This window comes from Protofrankia sp. BMG5.30, assembly GCF_001983005.1.
Lineage (GTDB): Bacteria > Actinomycetota > Actinomycetes > Frankiales > Frankiaceae > Protofrankia > Protofrankia coriariae.
The window spans coordinates 93,454-112,796 of record NZ_MOME01000013.1; the positions used below are offsets into that span (position 1 = coordinate 93,454).

Annotated in this window: 16 protein-coding genes; 4 read left to right on the plus strand and 12 right to left on the minus strand. The window is 70.8% G+C overall.

What is annotated here, in order from left to right:
- Window positions 1–20: 20 nt before the first annotated feature.
- From mdh to BL254_RS08430, 3 genes are all read right to left on the minus strand, one after another.
- On the minus strand, window positions 21–953 hold the full coding sequence (mdh, locus tag BL254_RS08420) for a malate dehydrogenase (protein WP_076843005.1): 933 nt from the start codon (window positions 951–953) through the stop codon (window positions 21–23).
- Between the two features lie 5 nt (window positions 954–958).
- Entirely contained in the window at window positions 959–1,165 is a 207-nt protein-coding gene (locus BL254_RS08425; RefSeq protein WP_047221611.1) for a hypothetical protein, read from the minus strand.
- A gap of 242 nt (window positions 1,166–1,407) precedes the next feature.
- A complete protein-coding gene (locus BL254_RS08430; RefSeq protein ID WP_235433270.1) occupies window positions 1,408–1,713 on the minus strand; it encodes a DUF3017 domain-containing protein in 306 nt (101 codons plus the stop codon).
- 521 nt (window positions 1,714–2,234) lie between these two features.
- Between BL254_RS08430 and BL254_RS08435 the strand changes: the two genes are divergently transcribed.
- Window positions 2,235–2,543: a hypothetical protein gene (locus BL254_RS08435; RefSeq protein ID WP_013875041.1), complete on the plus strand. Its 309-nt coding sequence runs from the start codon at window positions 2,235–2,237 to the stop codon at window positions 2,541–2,543.
- A gap of 339 nt (window positions 2,544–2,882) precedes the next feature.
- Here BL254_RS08435 and purH read toward each other — a convergent pair whose 3' ends face one another.
- From purH to BL254_RS08470, 7 genes are all read right to left on the minus strand, one after another.
- Window positions 2,883–4,559 (minus strand): bifunctional phosphoribosylaminoimidazolecarboxamide formyltransferase/IMP cyclohydrolase, encoded by a 1,677-nt coding sequence (gene purH / locus BL254_RS08440; RefSeq protein WP_254857915.1) that lies wholly within the window; start codon window positions 4,557–4,559, stop codon window positions 2,883–2,885.
- On the minus strand, window positions 4,556–5,131 hold the full coding sequence (gene purN / locus BL254_RS08445) for a phosphoribosylglycinamide formyltransferase (RefSeq protein WP_076843006.1): 576 nt from the start codon (window positions 5,129–5,131) through the stop codon (window positions 4,556–4,558). Before purN ends, purH begins: the two co-directional genes overlap by 4 nt.
- A gap of 151 nt (window positions 5,132–5,282) precedes the next feature.
- Window positions 5,283–5,810 carry a helix-turn-helix domain-containing protein gene (locus tag BL254_RS08450; RefSeq protein WP_254857917.1) on the minus strand — a complete coding sequence of 176 codons (528 nt, stop codon included), beginning with the start codon at window positions 5,808–5,810 and terminating at the stop codon, window positions 5,283–5,285.
- Between the two features lie 184 nt (window positions 5,811–5,994).
- A complete protein-coding gene (locus BL254_RS26920) occupies window positions 5,995–6,714 on the minus strand; it encodes a hypothetical protein (RefSeq protein WP_175648320.1) in 720 nt (239 codons plus the stop codon).
- 320 nt (window positions 6,715–7,034) lie between these two features.
- The gene (gene sucD, locus BL254_RS08460) at window positions 7,035–7,910 is read right to left on the minus strand and encodes a succinate--CoA ligase subunit alpha (RefSeq protein WP_047221609.1); all 876 of its coding nucleotides are present in this window, start codon (window positions 7,908–7,910) and stop codon (window positions 7,035–7,037) included.
- Window positions 7,911–7,934: 24 nt separating this feature from the next.
- Window positions 7,935–9,101 carry an ADP-forming succinate--CoA ligase subunit beta gene (sucC, locus tag BL254_RS08465; RefSeq protein ID WP_047221608.1) on the minus strand — a complete coding sequence of 389 codons (1,167 nt, stop codon included), beginning with the start codon at window positions 9,099–9,101 and terminating at the stop codon, window positions 7,935–7,937.
- Between the two features lie 993 nt (window positions 9,102–10,094).
- The gene (locus tag BL254_RS08470) at window positions 10,095–10,535 is read right to left on the minus strand and encodes a cobalamin B12-binding domain-containing protein (RefSeq protein ID WP_013875048.1); all 441 of its coding nucleotides are present in this window, start codon (window positions 10,533–10,535) and stop codon (window positions 10,095–10,097) included.
- A gap of 696 nt (window positions 10,536–11,231) precedes the next feature.
- On the opposite strand from BL254_RS08470, the gene BL254_RS08475 reads away from it, so the two are divergent.
- Together BL254_RS08475 and BL254_RS08480 are read left to right on the plus strand one after the other, a co-directional pair.
- Window positions 11,232–12,209 (plus strand): triacylglycerol lipase, encoded by a 978-nt coding sequence (locus BL254_RS08475; RefSeq protein WP_254857919.1) that lies wholly within the window; start codon window positions 11,232–11,234, stop codon window positions 12,207–12,209.
- Between the two features lie 209 nt (window positions 12,210–12,418).
- Window positions 12,419–13,243 carry a M23 family metallopeptidase gene (locus BL254_RS08480; RefSeq protein ID WP_254857921.1) on the plus strand — a complete coding sequence of 275 codons (825 nt, stop codon included), beginning with the start codon at window positions 12,419–12,421 and terminating at the stop codon, window positions 13,241–13,243.
- Between the two features lie 137 nt (window positions 13,244–13,380).
- On the opposite strand, the gene pcrA is transcribed toward BL254_RS08480, so the two are convergent.
- On the minus strand, window positions 13,381–15,849 hold the full coding sequence (gene pcrA, locus BL254_RS08485; protein WP_047221605.1) for a DNA helicase PcrA: 2,469 nt from the start codon (window positions 15,847–15,849) through the stop codon (window positions 13,381–13,383).
- Window positions 15,850–16,310: 461 nt separating this feature from the next.
- Here pcrA and BL254_RS08495 point away from each other — a divergent pair, with 461 nt between their 5' ends.
- Window positions 16,311–17,615 (plus strand): threonine/serine dehydratase, encoded by a 1,305-nt coding sequence (locus BL254_RS08495; RefSeq protein ID WP_371390251.1) that lies wholly within the window; start codon window positions 16,311–16,313, stop codon window positions 17,613–17,615.
- 85 nt (window positions 17,616–17,700) lie between these two features.
- Here the strand turns inward: BL254_RS08495 and guaA are convergent, their stop codons facing one another.
- Window positions 17,701–19,290 (minus strand): glutamine-hydrolyzing GMP synthase, encoded by a 1,590-nt coding sequence (guaA, locus tag BL254_RS08500; protein WP_076843061.1) that lies wholly within the window; start codon window positions 19,288–19,290, stop codon window positions 17,701–17,703.
- Between the last annotated feature and the right edge of the window lie 53 nt (window positions 19,291–19,343).

Here is a 19,343-nt window from a genome sequence, read left to right on the forward strand (position 1 = left end):
CAGACCGTTACTACAGGCCGTTACAGGTTGGCGACGTCGGCCTGCTTGGCCCGGACGGCCTCGGCGGCGGTGATCAGCGCGGCCTTCTCCTGGTCGGACAGGTCGATCTCCACGACCTTCTTCACGCCACCACGGCCGATCTCGGCGGGCACACCGAGATAGACACCGGCAATACCGAACTCGCCATCCACCCACGCGCACGCCGGTATCACCGCGCCGGAGTCCTCGGCCACGGCCTTGACCATCCGGGCGGCGGCGGCGGACGGCGCGTAGTACGCCGATCCGGTCTTGAGCAGCGCGACCACCTCGGCCCCGCCGTTGCGGGTACGGGTCACCAGCTCCTCGATCTTGTCCGCGGGGAGCAGGTCGGCGAGCGGCTTGCCGTCCACCGTGGAGTGTGAGGGCACCGGGACCATGGTGTCGCCGTGCGAACCCAGAGTGAGCGTGCGGACCGACTTCACCGGCACGCCGAGTTCCACCGCGACGAAGTTGGTGAAACGGGCGGTGTCGAGCAGGCCGGCCTGGCCGATGACCCGGCTGCGGGGGAAGCCGAGGACGTTCGAGGCGAGCGCGGTCATCTCGTCCAACGGGTTGGACACCACGATGACGACGRCCTCAGGCGAGGTTTTCGCGATGTTCTCCGACACCTGACGGACGATCTTCGCGTTGACCTCGATCAGGTCCAGCCGGCTCATGCCCGGCTTGCGCGGCAGACCGGCGGTGATGACGACGACGTCCGACCCCTCGGTGTCGGCGTAGTCGTTCGTCCCGACAACCGTGGTCTCGAAACCCTCGATCGGCCGCGACTGGTTCAGGTCGAGAGCGAGCCCCTGCGGTTTGCCCTCGATGATGTCGGTGAGGACGACCGTGTCGAAAATGTCGTACTCGGCAAGGCGTTGCGCGGTCGTGGAACCATAGAAACCAGCTCCGACAACGGTTACCTTCCCACCCATCGGTGTCAGCCCCTCAGTTTTTCGGTGATGGCGTCGGTGTATTCCGCCGTCCCGCCGGCGGCCGGGTCGATACGGTTCGGCCTCAGATCGTAGATGACGCCGAAACCGCAGCCCACGGCCGAGGCAGCCGCCCCGGGCACCCGGGTGGCCGCCTCGGTGTGCCCAGGCCCGCTCCCGTCACCGGGGATCAGGGGGACGCGGTGGGTCGGCATGTGTACTGTTCGCCCCGCTCATCTGAACACGATATTCGGATGATGTTTAGAAATGTTCCGGATATCGTGAGGTTACCGCGATCGCCTTCGAGATGGGCAGCGGACTCCTCGCCCCGGGCCAGCCGAGCCTCCCGGGAGGCCACCGGGATCACGGCAGCGGACGCTCCGCCACTGGACACCCGTCGGCAGCGGGCCCCGCCGCCGCGCGCCCTTCAGGGATGACGGCCGCGTCCGCGCGGCCCTTACGACCCCGGGGCCGGTACCGCCAGCGTCACCACGATGATCGTCACGCCGAGGGCTGCGAGTGTCGCGACATCGAAAACCCGGCTCCGGACGGCGAGCAGCCCAGCCCGCCGGGTCGGCAGGACCAGCCGCATGACGGCCCCGGCGAGCAGGACCACGCCCAGCCCGAGCAGCCCGCGTCGCCAGTGGTCCTGTGACACGAACACCAGAGCGATGATCGCCGCACCCAGCACGACCGTGAGCACCGGGTCCCAGCCCGGCGACGAGCGCCTCCGGGCCAGACGCTGACGGCGGCCGGCGTTCACCGTGGAGTCACCGACACCGCACAGTCACCGACATGTCCACGCCCCACCGGCCGGACGGTCGACCGGAACCGGCAGCCCCTGTCCGGACTCGATCCCCCGGCCACTCACCCCGACCACGCAGAGCAGTCTACGTCTACTGGGAGGCGGCCTCCCGGCCGCAGCGGCCCGCTGGGAGGCGGCCTCCCGGCCGCAGCGGCCCACTGGGAGGCGGCCTCCCCGGCCGCGACAGTCGTTGGAGTTGTTGAGGATGGGCGTCCGGAGGCGGTGCCGGTCGCAGTGGCCCCGCGGTCACGTCGCGTCCCAGGGCCCGCCGGGGCCTTCCGACCACGCCAGCTTCCCTGTCCGGGCAGCTCCGAGGCATTTTTGATCTTTAAGTGGGCGGATCGCCCAGTACCGCGCCGGCAATCGCAAAAACCCGTGATCATCCATCGAATCGCAATTTTTTAGACCCCCGGGTGAACCCTCCGCACGGGACTAGGGGACACTTCCGCCGCAGCCACCGGAGTGGGAGGGAGTGGGCCGTGACAGACGAATCGCCACACAGCAAGAAGTTGCAGGAACTGATGTTCCGAGCTTGGGAGACCTTCGGAGACGCCCGGCACCTGGACAGCGACGACCGGGTGTTCGTACAGGCGCTCGCGCGGCAGACGGCGGACAGGATCTCGGTCCTGTACGGCGCGAACTGGCGGGAAGCCCTGGACTGGGTGGCGCAGCGTTACGTCCCCACCAACGACACGCCCGGTGGGGCCATCCCGGCGTCCTCGAACGGCACCACCACCAGCACGTCGCGGCGTGGGGCGGCAGCGGCGGAGTCCGCGTCCATCTCGTGAAGCGTTGGTGCCGTCCGGCCGCCACATGCGGATCCGGACGGCACCAACGACCAGGTACGCGCGTCACGGCGGCGGGACGACGGCCGGACCGATGACACCGTCGTCACCGAAACGCCGGCCGCGCGGCGGATGCCTGCCCGTGACCCCGACATCGACCCGGCCCCACCGGCCGCCGCGCCCTGGTCAGGCCGTGGCGGATTCGGACGCCGTTTCCGCTGATCACCATCAGTTGATCACTATCAGTTGGGCACTGTCAGTAAGCATCGCCTCCACCGACCCCGAAGGCTTCAGACGCTTCCGCCGGCTACCGTTAGCGCGGTAACCGTCAGTGCGTGACCGTCAGTGCGTGAAATGCCGGACGCCGGTGAAGTAGAGGGTGATCCCGGCATCCCGCGCGGCCGCCACGACCTGCTCGTCGCGGACGGATCCGCCCGGTTCGACAACCGCGCGGACCCCGGCGTCGATGAGCACCTGCAGCCCGTCCGGGAACGGGAAGTAGGCGTCGCTGGCGGCCACCGCCCCCTTCACGCGGTCACCCCCACGGGCCACCGCGAGTCGCGCGGCGTCCACCCGGTTCACCTGGCCCATGCCGACACCGACCGTGGCGCCGTCGGTGGCGACGAGGATCGCGTTCGACTTCACCGACCGGACTGCCTTCCAGGCGAAGGCGAGATCGGCCAGGGTGCCCTCGTCCGCGGGCGAGCCGGCTTCCAGCGTCCAGCCCGAGGGATCGTCACCGGCGGCGTCCAGCGCGTCGCGGGACTGCAGCAGCAGCCCACCGGAGATCTGGCGTATCTGCACGCCGTGCGAGTGCGGCGGCAGGGGGCTCTCCAGCAGGCGGATCGAGGGTTTGCGGGCCAGGATCTCCACCGCCCCGTCGTCGTAGCCGGGCGCCACCACGACCTCGGTGAAGATCTCCGCGATCTGCTCGGCCAGGGCGACGCTGACCGGACGGTTCGTCGCGATGACCCCGCCGAAGGCGGACACCGGATCGGTGGCGTGCGCCTTGCGGTGCGCGTCGGCGATGTCGCGGCCGATCGCCAGACCACAGGGGTTGGCATGCTTGATCACGGCCACGGCCGGCTCGCCGAAGTCGGCCACGGCGGAGCGGGCCGCCTCCGCGTCGGTGAAGTTGTTGAACGACATCGGTTTGCCGTGTAGCTGCCGGGCACCGGCGAGCCCCGGCTCCTCGTTCTCGGCGGCGTACAGCGCGGCCCGCTGGTGCGGGTTCTCGCCATAGCGCAGCACCTCGGCGCGGCGCCACACCGCGGCGACCGTGTCCGGCCAGCCGGACTCGCGGGCGACCTGGTCGGGTGCGCCGACGCTGGCGAACCAGGACGCGACCGCGACGTCGTAGGCGGCGGTGTGGGCGAAGGCGCGGGCGGCGAGTCGGCGGCGGGCGGCCAGGTCGAAACCACCGGCCCGGATCGCGGCGACCAGCTCCGGATAGTCCGCTGGGGAGACCACCACGGCCACGGTGGGGTGGTTCTTCGCGGCGGCACGGATCATCGCCGGGCCACCGATGTCGATCTGCTCGATCACCTCGTCCTCGGGAGCCCCGCCGGCCACCGTCTCCCGGAAGGGGTAGAGGTTGGACACGACGAGGTCGAACGGCTCGATGTCGAGTTCGGCGAGCGTCTCGGCGTRCTCGACGTTGCGCAGGTCCGCGAGCAGGCCGGCGTGCACCCGCGGGTGCAGCGTCTTCACCCGCCCGCCGAGGATCTCGGGGAACCCGGTGAGGGTGCTGATCGGCGTGACGGCCAGGCCGTGCCGGGCGAGGACCTCCGCGGTCGAACCGGTGGAGACGACCTCCACCTCGGCCTCGGTGAACACGGCCGCCAGTTCGGCCAGACCGGTCTTGTCGTAGACGCTGACCAGCACCCGCCGGATGGGGCGCCGCCCCGTGGCGACCAGTTCGCCACCGCCGGACGAGGCCGCGTCGGTAGGCGGGGAACCCTGCGCTCCCGCCACCGGCTCGTTGGGTGAGGACTCCCGCGGGACCTGTGCGGATGTCATGTCCCCTCCTCCGACCGGACGATCCGGCCGATCGTCTGTACGTACAGGATGCGTTCCACTGCCTGGATACGGCTACGCAGCGTTTCTTCCGTGTCGGACGCTTCCACGTCCACCGCCGCCTGCGCAAGGATCGGCCCGGTATCGACGCCTTCGTCGACCCAGTGGACCGTGACCCCGCTGACCTTCACACCGTGCGCGAGCGCGTCCCGGATGGCGTGGGCGCCGGGGAACGCAGGCAGCAGCGACGGATGGGTGTTCACCGTTCGGAAACGTCCGATGACCTGCTTTCCAAGGATCTTCATGTAGCCGGCGAGCACCAGCAGATCCGGATCACAGGTGGCGATCCGCTCCGCCGTGGCCTCGTCRAACGTCTCCCGGCGCGGGAAGTCCTCAAGACGGACAGTGAAGACTGGGATACCAGCAGCCAMCGCCCGTTCCTGCGCGCCAGTGCCGAAGCGGTCCGTGCCCACGGCAACGACCTCGGCGCCGAAGGACGGATCCCGGCAGGCGTCCAGCACAGCCTRCAAGGTGGTGCCCACCCCGGAGGCGAGAACAACCAGTCGAGCGGACACGGGACTCCCCGGAGAAGCAGGTGGCCGGCAACGCGCCGTCGAAGCCGACGGCACGGTCAGCGGCCAGGGACCGTTCCGCTCCGACTGTACTGACCTCAGGCGGCCTGTGCGCATCCGTCGAGAGCACCGTTGATCAGGGCATAGCGCCTGCTCAGACGGGGTGACGGGAGGACCGGCGGGCCGGGTGGCCGACACATGGACCGCAGTCGCCACCCGATGCCGCCGACCCGGCGCGGTGTTCGCGCGGGGCGTGGATCAGCCGGCCGGAGCGCGCCGGGGCCGCCTCGTGCCCACGCGCGCTYGCGTGCCCCCGCGCGGCCTCGTCGCGGCCCGTGTCGAGACGGCCGAAATCATCCCCGTCAAGAAGATCGCCGGGACGGCACAGGTAGAGCTCGGCCAGCCGATGGAGCGTCCGGGTCGACGGGGCTCGGCCACCGCGGGCGGGCCAGACCTCCCAGTAGGAGAAGGACTTGCCCGTCTTCGGCRCGTCGTCGCCGGGCCAGCGGGTGTTCCACCGCCGGGCCGCCTCCTCCTGCGTCCAGCCGTGGGCGAGCCGGAAGGCGACCCGGGCGTTGAGCCGGTACCGGCGCTGCCACTCCAGCGCGATCCGCCGATAGGACCACCCGAGCGCCCGCAGACGTCTGGACTCGGCCCGCAACCACGCGGTGCTGACAGCCATGACGACCTCCCCGTCGACGAACATGTGTTCGAATTCTAGTGGAGAGGTCGGACATTTCCGGGCGTGGCGGGCAGCCGGCCCGTCCGCGGGGCCGGGCAGCCGTCAGGGAGGCCGATGCCCGGCCGGGCCGGGCAGCCCCCGGCCCGCGGGAAACAGGCCGGGGCCAGCGGGGGCGGAGTGGGCCCTACCGGCCGGGCTGGCCGTAGGGCGGCTGGCTCTCACCGGGCTGCGGCGGCTGGCCGCCGTAGGAGCCCGGCTGGCCGTAGGCCTGCTGCCCGTAGCCCCCGGCCTGCGGCGGCTGGCCGTAGCCGGCCTGGGGCGGCTGGCCGTAGCCACCCGGCTGCCCCCCGTACCCACCGGCCTGCGGCGGCTGGCCGTAGGAGCCTGGCTGGCCGTAACCGCCCGAGAGCGGCTGGCCGTACGCGTCGTACCCGGGAGCCGGAGGTATCGGGTTGGGCGAGCGGTCCCGGTGGCCGCCGCGCGGCAGCGCATGCCCGCCGGCGACAGCGGTCAGGACGGCGAAGACCGTGATGGCGATGGACGCGACAAACCCGAGCCACAGCCCGACCGCCCGGTCGAGACCGTCGATCCCCAGCGCCACCTTGAAGAAAATCAGGATCGTGCCGAGGCCGGCGACAGCAGCGATGATCAGAGACCAGTCGGCACCCACCGCCGGCAGCTGGACCCGGGTGAAGACCCGCACCGCCACCAGGGCGGCGGCGAGCAGCCCGAGTTCGACGCCGCCGTAGGCGAGGAAGCCGACGCCCCACGCGTTCTCTCCACGGGTGACGCCGAACCCACTGGCCGAGAACCAGTTGAATAACGACGCGATGAGCAGGACGACGCCGGCAGCCAGGATGCCAAGGTCGTTGTTTGGTATGTCTCGGCCGGCTATACGTGTCACGGGACGACCCCACTTCAGCGATCAGCGGTGACCTGACGGACTCATCCCTGACACCGTAGCCTCTGTCCGCCGAAACAACGCGATCATGTCCGGGAAAGGACCCTGAAAATATCCACGGCACCGAGCCGCCCGCCACCAACAACGCAGGGGGTACACAAAAGACAACCGGGCGTGGCCGACCGTCGGAAACGACTCGCCACACCCGGTCCGGAAACGATGCCGCCGCAACGGGCCCGCCGTCATACGACGCCAGGAACGACAACCAGCGGAAACAAGATCATTCGAGGCGGGATCCCCCGCGGGGCAGGTTCCGCGAGCGGCTACAGGGAGCGCACGACGTCGGCCATGAGCCGGGCGGTCTCGGACGGGGTCTTGCCGACCCGCACCCCCGCCTTCTCCAGAGCCTCCTTCTTGGCGAGCGCCGTCCCGGACGAACCGGACACGATCGCTCCCGCGTGGCCCATCGTCTTGCCCTCCGGCGCGGTGAAGCCCGCGACGTAGCCGACGACCGGCTTGGTGACGTGCTCATCGATGTAGGCGGCGGCCCGCTCCTCGGCGTCACCACCGATCTCACCGATCATCACGATCGCGTCGGTGTCGGGGTCGGTCTCGAACGCGGCGAGCGCGTCGATGTGGGTGGTGCCGATGACCGGGTCACCGCCGATACCCACACAGGTGGAGAAGCCGAAGTCACGCAGCTCGTACATCATCTGATAGGTCAGGGTGCCGCTCTTGCTGACCAGGCCGATGCGGCCCTGCGGGGTGATGTCGGCCGGGATGATGCCCGCGTTCGACCGGCCCGGGCTGATGATCCCGGGGCAGTTCGGCCCGATGATCCGCGTGCTGTTGCCCCTGGACTTCGCGTACGCCCAGAAGTCGGTGGTGTCGTGCACCGGCACGCCCTCGGTGATGACCACGACGAGCGGGATGCCCGCGTCGATCGCCTCGATGACGGCCGCCTTGGTCCCGGCCGGCGGGACGTACACCACCGAGACGTCGGCGCCGGTCTTCTCGATCGTCTCGGCCACCGTCGCGAAGACCGGCACACCCTCGACATCGGTGCCCGCCTTCTTCGGGTTGGTGCCGCCGACGATCTTCGAGCCGGCGCGCAGCATCCGGGCGGTGTGCTTGCGTCCCTCGGAGCCGGTGATGCCCTGAACCAGGATCTTGGACGTCTCGTCCAGCCAGATTGCCATTGTCGGAAGCCTCTTCCCGTCCGCTCAGGCCGCGGCCGCGGCGAGCTCGGCGGCGAGCCGCGCCGCGCCGTCCATGGTGTCCACCGGCTTGACCACGTCGAGGTTGGCCTCGCGCAGAATCCGCCGGCCCTCCTCGGCGTTGTTGCCGTCGAGCCGCACGACCAGCGGGGTGGTGATGTCGCCGACGATCTTCAGCGCCTGTACGATGCCGTTGGCCACGACGTCACAGGCGGTGATCCCGCCGAAGATGTTCACGAACACACTCTTCACCGCCGGGTCACTCAGAATGATCGACAGACCGTCCGCCATCACCTCCGCGGACGCCCCGCCACCGATGTCGAGGAAGTTCGCCGGGCGCTGCCCACCGAACTCCTCACCGGCGTATGTCACCACGTCGAGGGTCGACATGACCAGACCGGCACCGTTACCGATGATGCCGACCTGCCCGGAGAGCTTGACGTAGTTGAGGTCCTTCTCCTTGGCCCGCTGCTCCAGCGGGTCCACCGCGGCGACGTCCACGAACGCGGCGTGGTCGGGGTGGCGGAAGGAGGCGTTCTCGTCCAGGCTGACCTTGCCGTCCAGCGCGACCACGCGGCCGTCGCCGGTGAGGATCAGCGGGTTGACCTCCACCAGGGTGGCGTCGGCGCGGACGAAGACCTCCCACAGCTTCACCAGCAGCTGGGTGGCACCGTCGAGGGCCGCCTCGGGGAGCTTCGCCGCCACCGCGATCTGGCGGGCGATGGTGGCGTCGACCCCGACGAGCGGGTCGATCGGGATGCGGGCGAGCGCCTCCGGCTTGGTAGCGGCGACCTCCTCGATCTCCACCCCGCCCTCGCGGGAGCACATGGCGAGGAAGGTCCGGTTCGCCCGGTCCAGCAGGAAGGAGGCGTAGTACTCCTCGGCGATGTCGCTCGCCTGCTCCACGAGGACCGAGTGGACCGTGTGGCCCTTGATGTCCATCCCGAGGATTGCCGATGCCTTGGCGGTGGCGTCGTCCGGGCCGTCGGCGACCTTCACGCCACCAGCCTTGCCGCGGCCGCCGGTCTTGACCTGCGCTTTGACGACGACACGCCCACCAAGATCAGTTGCGATGCCGCGTGCCTCGTCGGGGGTCGTGGCGACCTTGCCGCTGGGCACAGGCACGCCGTGGTCGGCGAACAGCTTCTTCGCCTGATACTCGAAGAGATCCACAGTCCGTCCAGTCGGATATGAGATCGGTGGTCAGGGCCGAACGTTCGTAAGTTCGAAGAAAAGGGAAGCCGCCCCGAGCCTACTGAAGACGCCCGTCCCGGTGGAGGCTGCTCCTGCCGCGGCGGCCGGTCTCGTATGTCCGGGGTCAGCCACCATCATCACCCGGATCCGGTGCCGGACGCCTGCTTTTGTGGTGGTCGACACCGCGATCACAGTGATCGCAATACCCACTATTCCGATCGAACCCGGCACGATCTCGGCGCCCGCCACGGCGACGGCCGCGTTACCTCGCTCACTACGTACCCGGATCCGGCCACAAGCCGTGCACCGCCGGCCGAACGGGAACGGCGGAACAACTACAAGCGCCTGTGACACCCGATGTCACAACAACGGCGGATGGACAACGGCGAACAAACAACGAAGACAAGCATGCCCGGCGCATGTCCGGCACATGTTCAGCGCATCCTCGGTGCATGCCCGTGCCCACCCGGCGGACCGGCGACAGGGACACGGCCGGTGAACGGAGCCGGCGAGCGCGGCCGGTGAACAGAGCCGGCGGGCACGGCCGGTGCGGAGTGCCGGCGTCCCGCCCGGCGGTGCCCCGCGTCCGGACGGAGTGGACACGACGAGCGGGCCCCGTGGCGTACCGAGCGCGCACCTGGCCGGCCGGCGGCCCCGGCCCACCTACCCGTGAGACCTCCCGGATCCGCCCCTATGAGCGATCTCTCGAAACCCCGGCCGGGGTAGCCCCACGCACCCGTGCGAGCTTCGGCGCCGGCGTGCGTTCCCCGACCGGGACCCGGTCGCGGTCCGGCCCTCGGGTCGTGTACCCGAAAGGCCCTCCGTCCGGGGTCGTCCGCCGCCCGCCTGCCGTCTGCCGGCCATCGGCAGGCGGGCCGGGCCGCTCGAGCGGCCCGGAAAGCCGGTGACCCGGGAGGCGAAACCGGTGGGCCCGGAAGGCACCCGGAAGACCCCGGAAGGTACCTGGAAGACTCAGCCCGCGGAAACCGCGCTGGGGCCGGGCGCGTGGGCCGCGGCCACGCTCGACCGGATCCATTCGACGATTTCGCCCGTGGTCGCCCCGGGCGTGAATATCTCGGCGACGCCGAGCGCCTTCAACTGCGGAATGTCAGCATCCGGTATGATCCCGCCGCCGGTTACCACGATGTCGGTGGCGCCACGCTCCCGCAGCAGCTCCATCAGACGCGCGAAAAGGGTCATGTGTGCGCCCGAGAGCACCGACAGGCCGATGCAGTCGGCGTCCTCCTGGATAGCGGTCTCGACAATCTGCTCGGGCGTCTGGTGCAGACCGGTGTAGACGACCTCCATACCCGCGTCCCGCAGTGCCCGCGCAATAACCTTGGCGCCGCGATCGTGGCCGTCAAGGCCGGGTTTGGCGACCACCACCCGGATACGTTCACCGGTCTCGCTCACGCGGCCTCCTCGCGTTCCCTGACACCATCAGCCGGGGACGTCGCTTCCCTGACGCGATGCCCCGTACATGGCGTTCCGTGGCCCGATCTCTCCGTAGACCCTAGCCGGACGCACCGGCGGAAGCACGCTGTTGCCCGGCGGGATCACAGCCGCCGCCATCCCGGCCGGCAGTCACGGCGAGAAACCAACAGTCGACATCCACCCACTCTTTTTATACTCTCAGTAAGGGTAGACGTCGTGATGGTTCCCAGTGACGCCTCCCGGACCGCGCCAGGTCCGTCTGGTGTGAAACGGCTGGGCCGTGTCCGGTGGGCGTCGGCCGGCTGGGCGCCGCCCACGCGGTCGACGATCCGTCGGACCCGGCCTGGTCGGGTGCGACATCCGGGCAACGTCCAGGGGCTACGTGCCTGCGAGTATCGTGCCGTTCCCGGGTCCATCCCCGCGCGGGAAACCCGGACCCGCGGCCGCGCGAGCAGGCCGATGATCGCGCTGCCTTCGGCTGGCCAGTTCGTGCGGCCGACTGGTTCTTCGGACAACTGTCCGAGCACGGACGGGAGCAGGGCAATCGGAAAGCGTCAACTGGGGCCGGTGGGGGCGGCGGCAGGCAGAGCCACCCGATCCATGAGCTCATCCGCGGCCCGTCGGGGCACGCAAATGACCCGCGGCCTGCTTGAGACACCGGCGGCGATCCGTGGAATGGCTGCGGAAGCCACCTGGCTGGCAACCCATATCGCCTTCTATCCGATCGGGGTCGTCTCGGAACGGCTGCGCGAACCGGCCGACCGCTACACCCTCGACGGCCTTTCCCCGCTGCGGCGTGGGCTGCTCGTCGGCGACATCGAAGYCGCGGGCACGCCGATCCTGCTGGTCCACGGCATGATCGACAACAGGTCGATCTTCACTCGGCTCCGTCGGTCGCTGCGCCGGCGAGGCTTCGGGCGGGTCGTCACCGTGAACCTGCCGCTGTTCACCGCGGACGTCCCGACGGCGGCCCGCAAGCTGGCAACGGTGGTCGAGACGATGTGCGAGCAGACGGGCTACCCGCGCATACACATCGTCGGGCACTCCCTTGGCGGCCTGGTTGCCCGCTACTACGTGCAGAAACTCGACGGCGACGCCCGCGTGCACACCCTGGTGACGCTGGGCACGCCGCACGAGGGCACCCGCCTGGCCCGGCTGCTCCCCCCGATGGTGCCGTACACCCTGCTGCGCCAGCTCGTCCCGGACTCGGACGTGATCCGCGAACTCGCCGAGCCCGCACCGAACTGCCGGACCAGGTTCGTGGCCTTCTCCGGGGACCTGGATGCGATCATTCGTCCGACCGAGGCGGCGCTGGTCCGCCATCCGGACCTGATCGTCCGCAACCTGCGGGTTCCCGGCGTCGGTCACCACTCGCTGCCGTTCAACATCGGCGTCGTCCACCAGATCGCGACCACGCTCGCGCATCTGGACGACGTCGAACACACCGCCCCGGGCGGCGAACGCACCGGCCCTGACACCGGACGCACCGGCCCCGGCGGCGAGGAGGAGGCCGCGGAAGCGGAGCAGGCCGAGACGCCGGCGGAGGCGCCGAGATCCCTCCGCGACGCCCGTTCCGACCGCGCGTCATGGGCGGAGGGCCGTTCAGCGGCCGGCGACTTCCAACATGATCGAAATCTTCATCACTCACAATGACGAAAAAGCAATAATTGCGCCGCTTCACGCGTCACGCCCGCCGTGGGCGGGGGTGGTGTCAAAGCCCGCTTTGGGACGGTGTAGCGTTCGATCCGGTTTGCAGGCTTTTCCTCCCGTCGTGCCGTAACACACTGTGACGTAACACGTTGTGTCATGGCATGCCATGACACGGCGGGAGTCTTGTCGAGCAACGGGAGCGTGAGTTCGGGTTGTCGCAGCCCCCAGCCCGTGACTCAGGGCGGCATCGCGGCCATGGCAGGGCCACGGGCCACAGCGGCTCGTCCGGCTCCGCTCGCCGGGCGGCATCGGCAGCGCAGATCCGCCGTACCGGCATCGCCACCGCCGTGGTCTCCACCCTCGGCATCGTTATGATCAACACAACCGGTATCGCCCACTCCGAGCCGGCGGTCATTTCCGGCCTGCGCACCGCCGGGACGATCTTCGATCCCGCGTCCGGCGGCGTGACGGACGCCGCCACCGACGGGCTGAGTGACCCTGCCCTGCTCGAGCGGCAACACGACGGCGACGCCGCGCGACGCCAAGCCCAGGCCGACCGCGTCGACCGAGACGAGGCACTGGCCCAGATGTCCATCCTGCTCCTCCAGCAGCGGACCACGGCCGCGGAGGCCGTACGCCAGCAGGAGGAGCTGCGCTGGGTCCGCCCGATACAGGCCCGGATCACCCAGCGCTTCGGCGGCGCGAACGGCCACCCCGGCATCGATCTCGGCGCACCGATGGGGACCCAGGTCGTCGCCGCTCACGGCGGCACCGTCATCTACGCGGGGTGGGAGTCCGGCTACGGCAACTTCGTCCAGGTCCGGCACGCGAACAACGTCGTCACCTGCTACGCCCACCTGTCCCGGATCAGCGTCCGGGTCGGTCAGCAGGTCGCCACCGGTCAGCAGGTGGGCCTGGAGGGGTCGACCGGGTTCTCCACCGGGCCGCACCTGCACTTCGAGGTCCGGCTGGGCGGCCAGAACGGCACCAAGGTCGACCCACTCGCGTGGCTCGCCAAACACAACGTCTACTACTGACCGCTACCGCTGGCCGCTCTTCCACCGGCCGCGCCGTACCAACGTCACCGAACGCCACCGACGTCACCCAACGTCTGGCGACCGCTGGCGCTGGCCGTGTGCCTGTCAGACCTGCCGGACGCGGGTGCGCGGGACGCTCACAGCTTCTCGACGGGGGCGTAGCGCAGGAGCAGGCGTTTGGTGCCGGTCCCCTCGCCGAAGTCGATGCTCACCTCGCGGTTGTCCCCGGTGCCGGCCACCGCGACGACCTGACCGAGCCCGAAGGTGTCGTGGTTGACCCGGTCCCCCAGGGACAGGTCGGGGATCTCGCGCGGCGCGGGCGCGGGCCGACGCCCCGGCAGCCCACCGGCCCGCGCGCTGGACGGCCCCGCGGACGCCGAGCCCCACGCGCTCGTCCGCGGGTGGGCGGCGGCCGGCGCCGACTGTGTGTTCCCCTGCCAGTCGACCAGTTCGGCCGGCACCTCCTCGAGGAACCGCGACGGCGGGTTGTACGTCGGCTGGCCCCAGGCGCTGCGGACCTCCGCCCGGGTCAGGTACAGCCGGGCGCGCGCCCGGGTGATGCCGACGTAGGCGAGCCTGCGTTCCTCCTCGAGCTCGGTGGAGTCACCGAGCGTGCGCAGGTGCGGGAAGACGCCGTCCTCCAAGCCGGTGAGGAAGACCACCGGGAACTCCAGGCCCTTGGCGCTGTGCAGCGTCATCAGGGTGACGGCCCCGGCGGCACCGCCCTCGCCATCCGCGCCGTCATCGGGGTCGGGCACCTGGTCGGCGTCGGCGACCAGGGAGACCTGCTCGAGGAAGTCCGCGAGCGAGCCCTGCGGGAACTGTTCGCTGAACTCCCGGGCGACGCTGACCAGCTCCTGGAGGTTCTCCACCCGCCCCTCGGCCTCGAGGGTGTCCGCGGCTGCCAGCTCGGCGAGGTAGCCGGTCCGCTCCAGCACCGTCTCCAGCGCCGCGACCGGGCCGTCGGCCACGGCCGCGCGCAGCTCGGCCAGCAGGGTGGCGAAACCGCGGACCGCGTTCGCCGACCGGGCGGTCAGGCCCGGGACCTCGTCCACCCGGTTCAGGGCATCGGCGAAGGGGACGCGCTCACGTTCGGCAAAGGCCGCGAGCATCGCCTCGGCCCGGTCGCCGATCCCCCGCTTGGGCACGTTGAGGATGCGCCGCAGGTTCACCGTGTCCGCCGGGTTCACCAGCACCCGCAGGTAGGCGAGCAGGTCCCGGACCTCACGGCGCTCGTAGAAGCGCACCCCGCCGATCACCCGGTAGGGCAGGCCGACCCGGATGAAAATCTCTTCAAAGACCCGGCTCTGGGCGTTGGTGCGGTAGAAGACCGCGACCTCGCCAGGGCGCGCCAGCTCGGCGTCGGAGAGCCGGTCGACCTCGGCGGCGACGAAGGCGGCCTCGCCGTGCTCGTTGTCCGCGACATAGCCGACGATCTTCTCGCCGTCCCCGGCGTCCGACCACAGCCGCTTGGGCTTGCGCCGGGCGTTACGGGCTATCACCGCGTTCGCCGCGGACAGGATCGTCTGTGTGGAGCGGTAGTTCTGCTCCAGCAGGATCACGGTGGCGTCGGGGTAGTCCTGCTCGAACTCGACGATGTTACGGATGTTCGCGCCCCGGAAGGCGTAGATCGACTGGTCGGCGTCGCCGACCACGCACAGCTCGGCCGGCTCCACCGCGGGCTCGTCGGCGTCGGCGCCCAGCGGCACCGGATCCGGCCGTACCGGCTCGCCGTCGACGGTCAGCCGGGACGCCTGCCCCACCAGCTCCCGCACCAGGACGTACTGGGCGTGGTTGGTGTCCTGGTACTCGTCGATGAGGACGTGCCGGAACCGGCGCCGGTAGTGCTCGGCGACGTCCGGGAACGCCTGCAGCAGGTTCACCGTCGTCATGATCAGATCGTCGAAGTCGAACGCGTTCGACTCGGCCAGCCGGCGCTGGTAAAGCCCGTAGACCTCGGCGACGGCACGTTCGACATGGCCGGTCGCCCGACTCATGGCGGTCTCCCAGTCGACCAGCTCGTTCTTCAGGTTGCTGATCCCGGTGGCGAGCGCGCGTGCCGGATACCGCTTGGGGTCGATGTCCAGGTCGCGCGCGACCAGCGTGATCAGGCGCTGGGCGTCCGCCGCGTCGTAGATCGAGAAGCCGCTGGTGAACCCGATGCGCTTGGCGTGCGACCGCAGGATGCGCACGCAGGCAGAGTGAAAGGTGCTCACCCACATCGCCCGGGTGCGGGTGCCGACGAGCGCGGCGACCCGCTCCTTCATCTCGTTCGCGGCCTTGTTGGTGAACGTGATCGCCAGGATCTCGCCAGCGCGGACCCCGCGCGCGGCGAGCAGGTAGGCGATCCGGTTCGTCAGCACCCGCGTCTTGCCGGAGCCCGCGCCCGCGACGACGAGCAATGGCGAGCCCGTGTGGACGACCGCCGCCCGCTGCTGCGGGTTCAGGCCGTCGAGCAGCGCGTCGGGATCGAGCCGGGGCGCGGCGGGGCGGGCGCCCGGTATGCCCTCCGCCGTCGGCGACCCCGGCTCGTCGCGGTCGTCGGCGTCGTCGAAGCCCGGGTACAGGCCGAAGCCGGGGTACGGGCCACCGGGAAGCGCGCTCATAGGGAGCCGATCATACGTTCGACGCCCAGCTGGTCCGACAGCGGTACATGACTCTCACCCTACGAGGCCCCGACGCGCGCCACGACCGCGCATCCCCGCCCTGGCGGTCATGGCCCGCGCCGTGGCTCGCTGGAGGGCCCGCGCCGTGGCCCGCTGGAGGGCCCGTGGGAGGGCCTGCACGGTAGCCGCGATCCCGCCACCGGGTGTGACAAACATCCGGCGCGGGGCGAGCCGGTGGGTTTGACGGCCGCCGACGTCCAAGAGCAAACTGAGAAGGTGCCGCAGCACATTATGATCATTAGTTAGGCGCGCGACCTCACTTTCGAAGCAGGCTTTCGGGCCGACATGCTTTCGAAGCAATACCGACGGGTCAGCGCGCCTCGCCCTCCTGCCAGTTCGGCGGGGGGCTTTTTTGTTGCCGCGGTCACGTCGGAGGTGGCCGCCGAGCTACCGGGAGCACGATGATGCGCCAGCCAGCCGAAAACCCGACATGTACCACCGGCGACAAAACAGAAACCACAGGTAAGACAAGTAAGAGCAGAACAGGTAAGACCGGTGCCGCCTGTCCCGCCGCCGGTACGGCACGTGCCACCGGTAAGGACGACAACGACGTCCCGCCCAGATCCGTCACGCCCGCGGCGGCCGCGGGCAGCGCCGGCGGCGCTGACGGCGCGCGGGCCGTCGACACGGCGAACCGCGCCCCGGCGGGGCACGACACGACACGGCACAGCACGGCACGGCACGGCGTGGCGGGCCACGGCGCGGCGAGCCTCGACGCTGCGGCCGTCGGCTGCGACGCGATCGACGTCACCGCGGCCGCGGTCGTCCTCGCGCCGGTGCTTCGGCGGACCAGGGTCACGCCCAGCGCCCATCTGTCCCGGCTGACCGGCGTGCCGGTGTGGCTGAAGTGCGAGAACGAGCAACGCACCGCGTCGTTCAAGCTACGTGGCGCGTTCGCCCGACTCGCGCTCGCCGACCCCGCCGTACGGGCCAGGGGGGTGGTCGCCGCCAGCGCCGGCAACCACGCCCAGGGCGTCGCGTACGCGGCGGCCCACTTCGGCGTCCCAGCCACGATCTTCGTCCCGGCCGACGCGAGCCCGGTCAAGGTCGCGCGCACCCGCCGCCTCGGCGCGCGGGTCGAGCACGTCCACGGCGGGATCGACGCCGCCCTGCTGGCCGCCGAGGCCACCGCGCGCGGACACGGCGGGCTACTGGTGCATCCCTTCGACGATCCGACCGTGATCGCCGGACAGGGCACGATCGGGCTCGAGCTCACCGAGCAGATCCCCGGCCTGCGGACCGTCCTGGTGGGCATCGGCGGCGGTGGCCTGATCAGCGGGATAGCGGCGGCGATCAGACAGCGGCGGCGCGACGTGCGGGTGATCGGCGTCCAGGCCGCGGGCGCGCCCGCCTTCGCCCTGTCCTGGCGCGCCGGACGGCCGGTGCGCGTCCCGGCGGCCACCATCGCCGACGGCATAGCCGTGCGGGCCCCGGGCACGCTGACCCTGGCGCTCGCCACCGCCCTGGTAGACGATGTGATCACGGTCGACGAGGACGCGCTGTGGGAGGCGATGGTGGCGCTGCTGTGCGCCGACGGCCAGACGGTGGAGCCCGCCRGGGCAGCGGGGACGGCGGCGCTGCTGCGTCATCCCGAACTCGCGCAGGRCCCGACCGCGGTGGTCCTCTCCGGCGGCAACATCGACCCGGTCACCGCCGGCCGCGTCCGCGCGCTGGCCGCCGGTCCCCTGGGCATCCCCGCCGCGTGACGCCTGGTCACCGCACCGCTCTCCTCTGCRCACTCTCCCCTGCCCGCGCCAGCCCGCCGGCCCGCCGGCCCGCGTCCGGCCCGGGTCACTCCCACTCGATGGTGCCCGGCGGCTTCGAGGTGATGTCGTACACCACCCGGTTGACCTGCTCGACCTCGTTGACCACCCGGTTCGAGATGCGTTCGAGCAGGTCGTAGGGCAGCCGGGCCCAGTCGGCGGTCATCGCGTCCTCGCTGGTGACCGCGCGCAGCACGACCGGATGCCCGTAGGTGCGCTCGTCCCCCTGGACCCCCACCGAGCGGACGTCCGCCAGCAGCACCGCGAACACCTGCCAGATCTCGCGGTCCAGCCCGGCCCGGCGGATCTCCTCGCGGACGATCACGTCGGCGGCCCGCAGCGTCGCCAGCCGCTGCGGGGTGACCTCACCGATGATCCGGACAGCCAGGCCAGGCCCCGGGAATGGCTGCCGCCAGACGATCTCCTCCGGCAGCCCGAGTTCCTCGCCGAGCCGGCGCACCTCGTCCTTGAACAGGGTGCGCAACGGCTCCACCAGGGAGAACTGCAGATCCTCGGGGAGCCCGCCGACGTTGTGATGCGACTTGATCTTCGCCGCGGTCGGCGAGCCGGACTCGATGACGTCCGGATACAAGGTGCCCTGCACCAGGAACTCGATCCGGGAGCCCTCCGCCTCGGCCTGAGCCTCCAGCTCGCGGGCGGCGGCCTCGAACACCCGGATGAACTCCCGTCCTATTATCTTGCGCTTGCGCTCCGGGTCACTGACGCCGGCGAGTGCCGCGGCGAACCGGTCGGCGGCCTTGACGTGCACCAGCTCGACCCCGGTCGAGGCGACGAAGTCCTTCTCCACCTGCTCCGCCTCGCCCGCGCGCAACAGGCCGTGATCGACGAACACGCAGGTCAGCCTGTCGCCCACGGCGCGGTGGACGACCGCCGCGGCCACCGCCGAGTCCACCCCGCCGGACAGCCCGCAGATCGCGCGCGCGTCGCCGAGCTGGGCCCGGACCGCCGCGACCGCCTCGTCCGCGATGTTGACCATCGTCCAGTTGGGCCGGCAGCCGGCGCCGRCGAACAGGAAACGCCGCAGGACGTCCAGGCCGCGGTCGCTGTGCACCACCTCCGGGTGGAACTGCACGCCGAACAGCCCGCGCGCGACGTCCTCGAAGGCCGCGACCGGGGTCGACAGCGTCGACGCGGTGACCACGAACCCCGGTGGCGCCGCTGTCACCGAGTCGCCGTGGGACATCCACACCTGCTGGCTGGTGGGCAGATCTGCGAACAGGACACCGCCGGCGGTGACGGTCAGGCGGGTCGCGCCGTACTCCGCGACACCTGTGCGGGCCACCGTCCCGGCCAGCGCGTGCGCCATCACCTGGTGGCCGTAGCAGATGCCCAGCACCGGCACCCCGGCACGGAAGAGCGCGGGGTCCACCTCCGGGGCGCCCGGCGAGTAGACCGACTTCGGCCCGCCCGAGAGAATCACCGCGGCGGGACGCCGGGCGAGGATCTCCTCGACCGAGATGTCCCAGGGCACGATCTCCGAGTAGACGTGRCACTCCCGCACCCGCCTGGCGATGAGCTGGGCGTACTGGGCACCGAAGTCGACGACCAGAACCGTGTCGTGAGCCGGGCGGGAGGCCCCGGGCGCGTCGGACGCCACCGACGCGGGCGCGGGCGGAGACGCGGATGCGGGGGCTGCTGGCGCGTCGGATC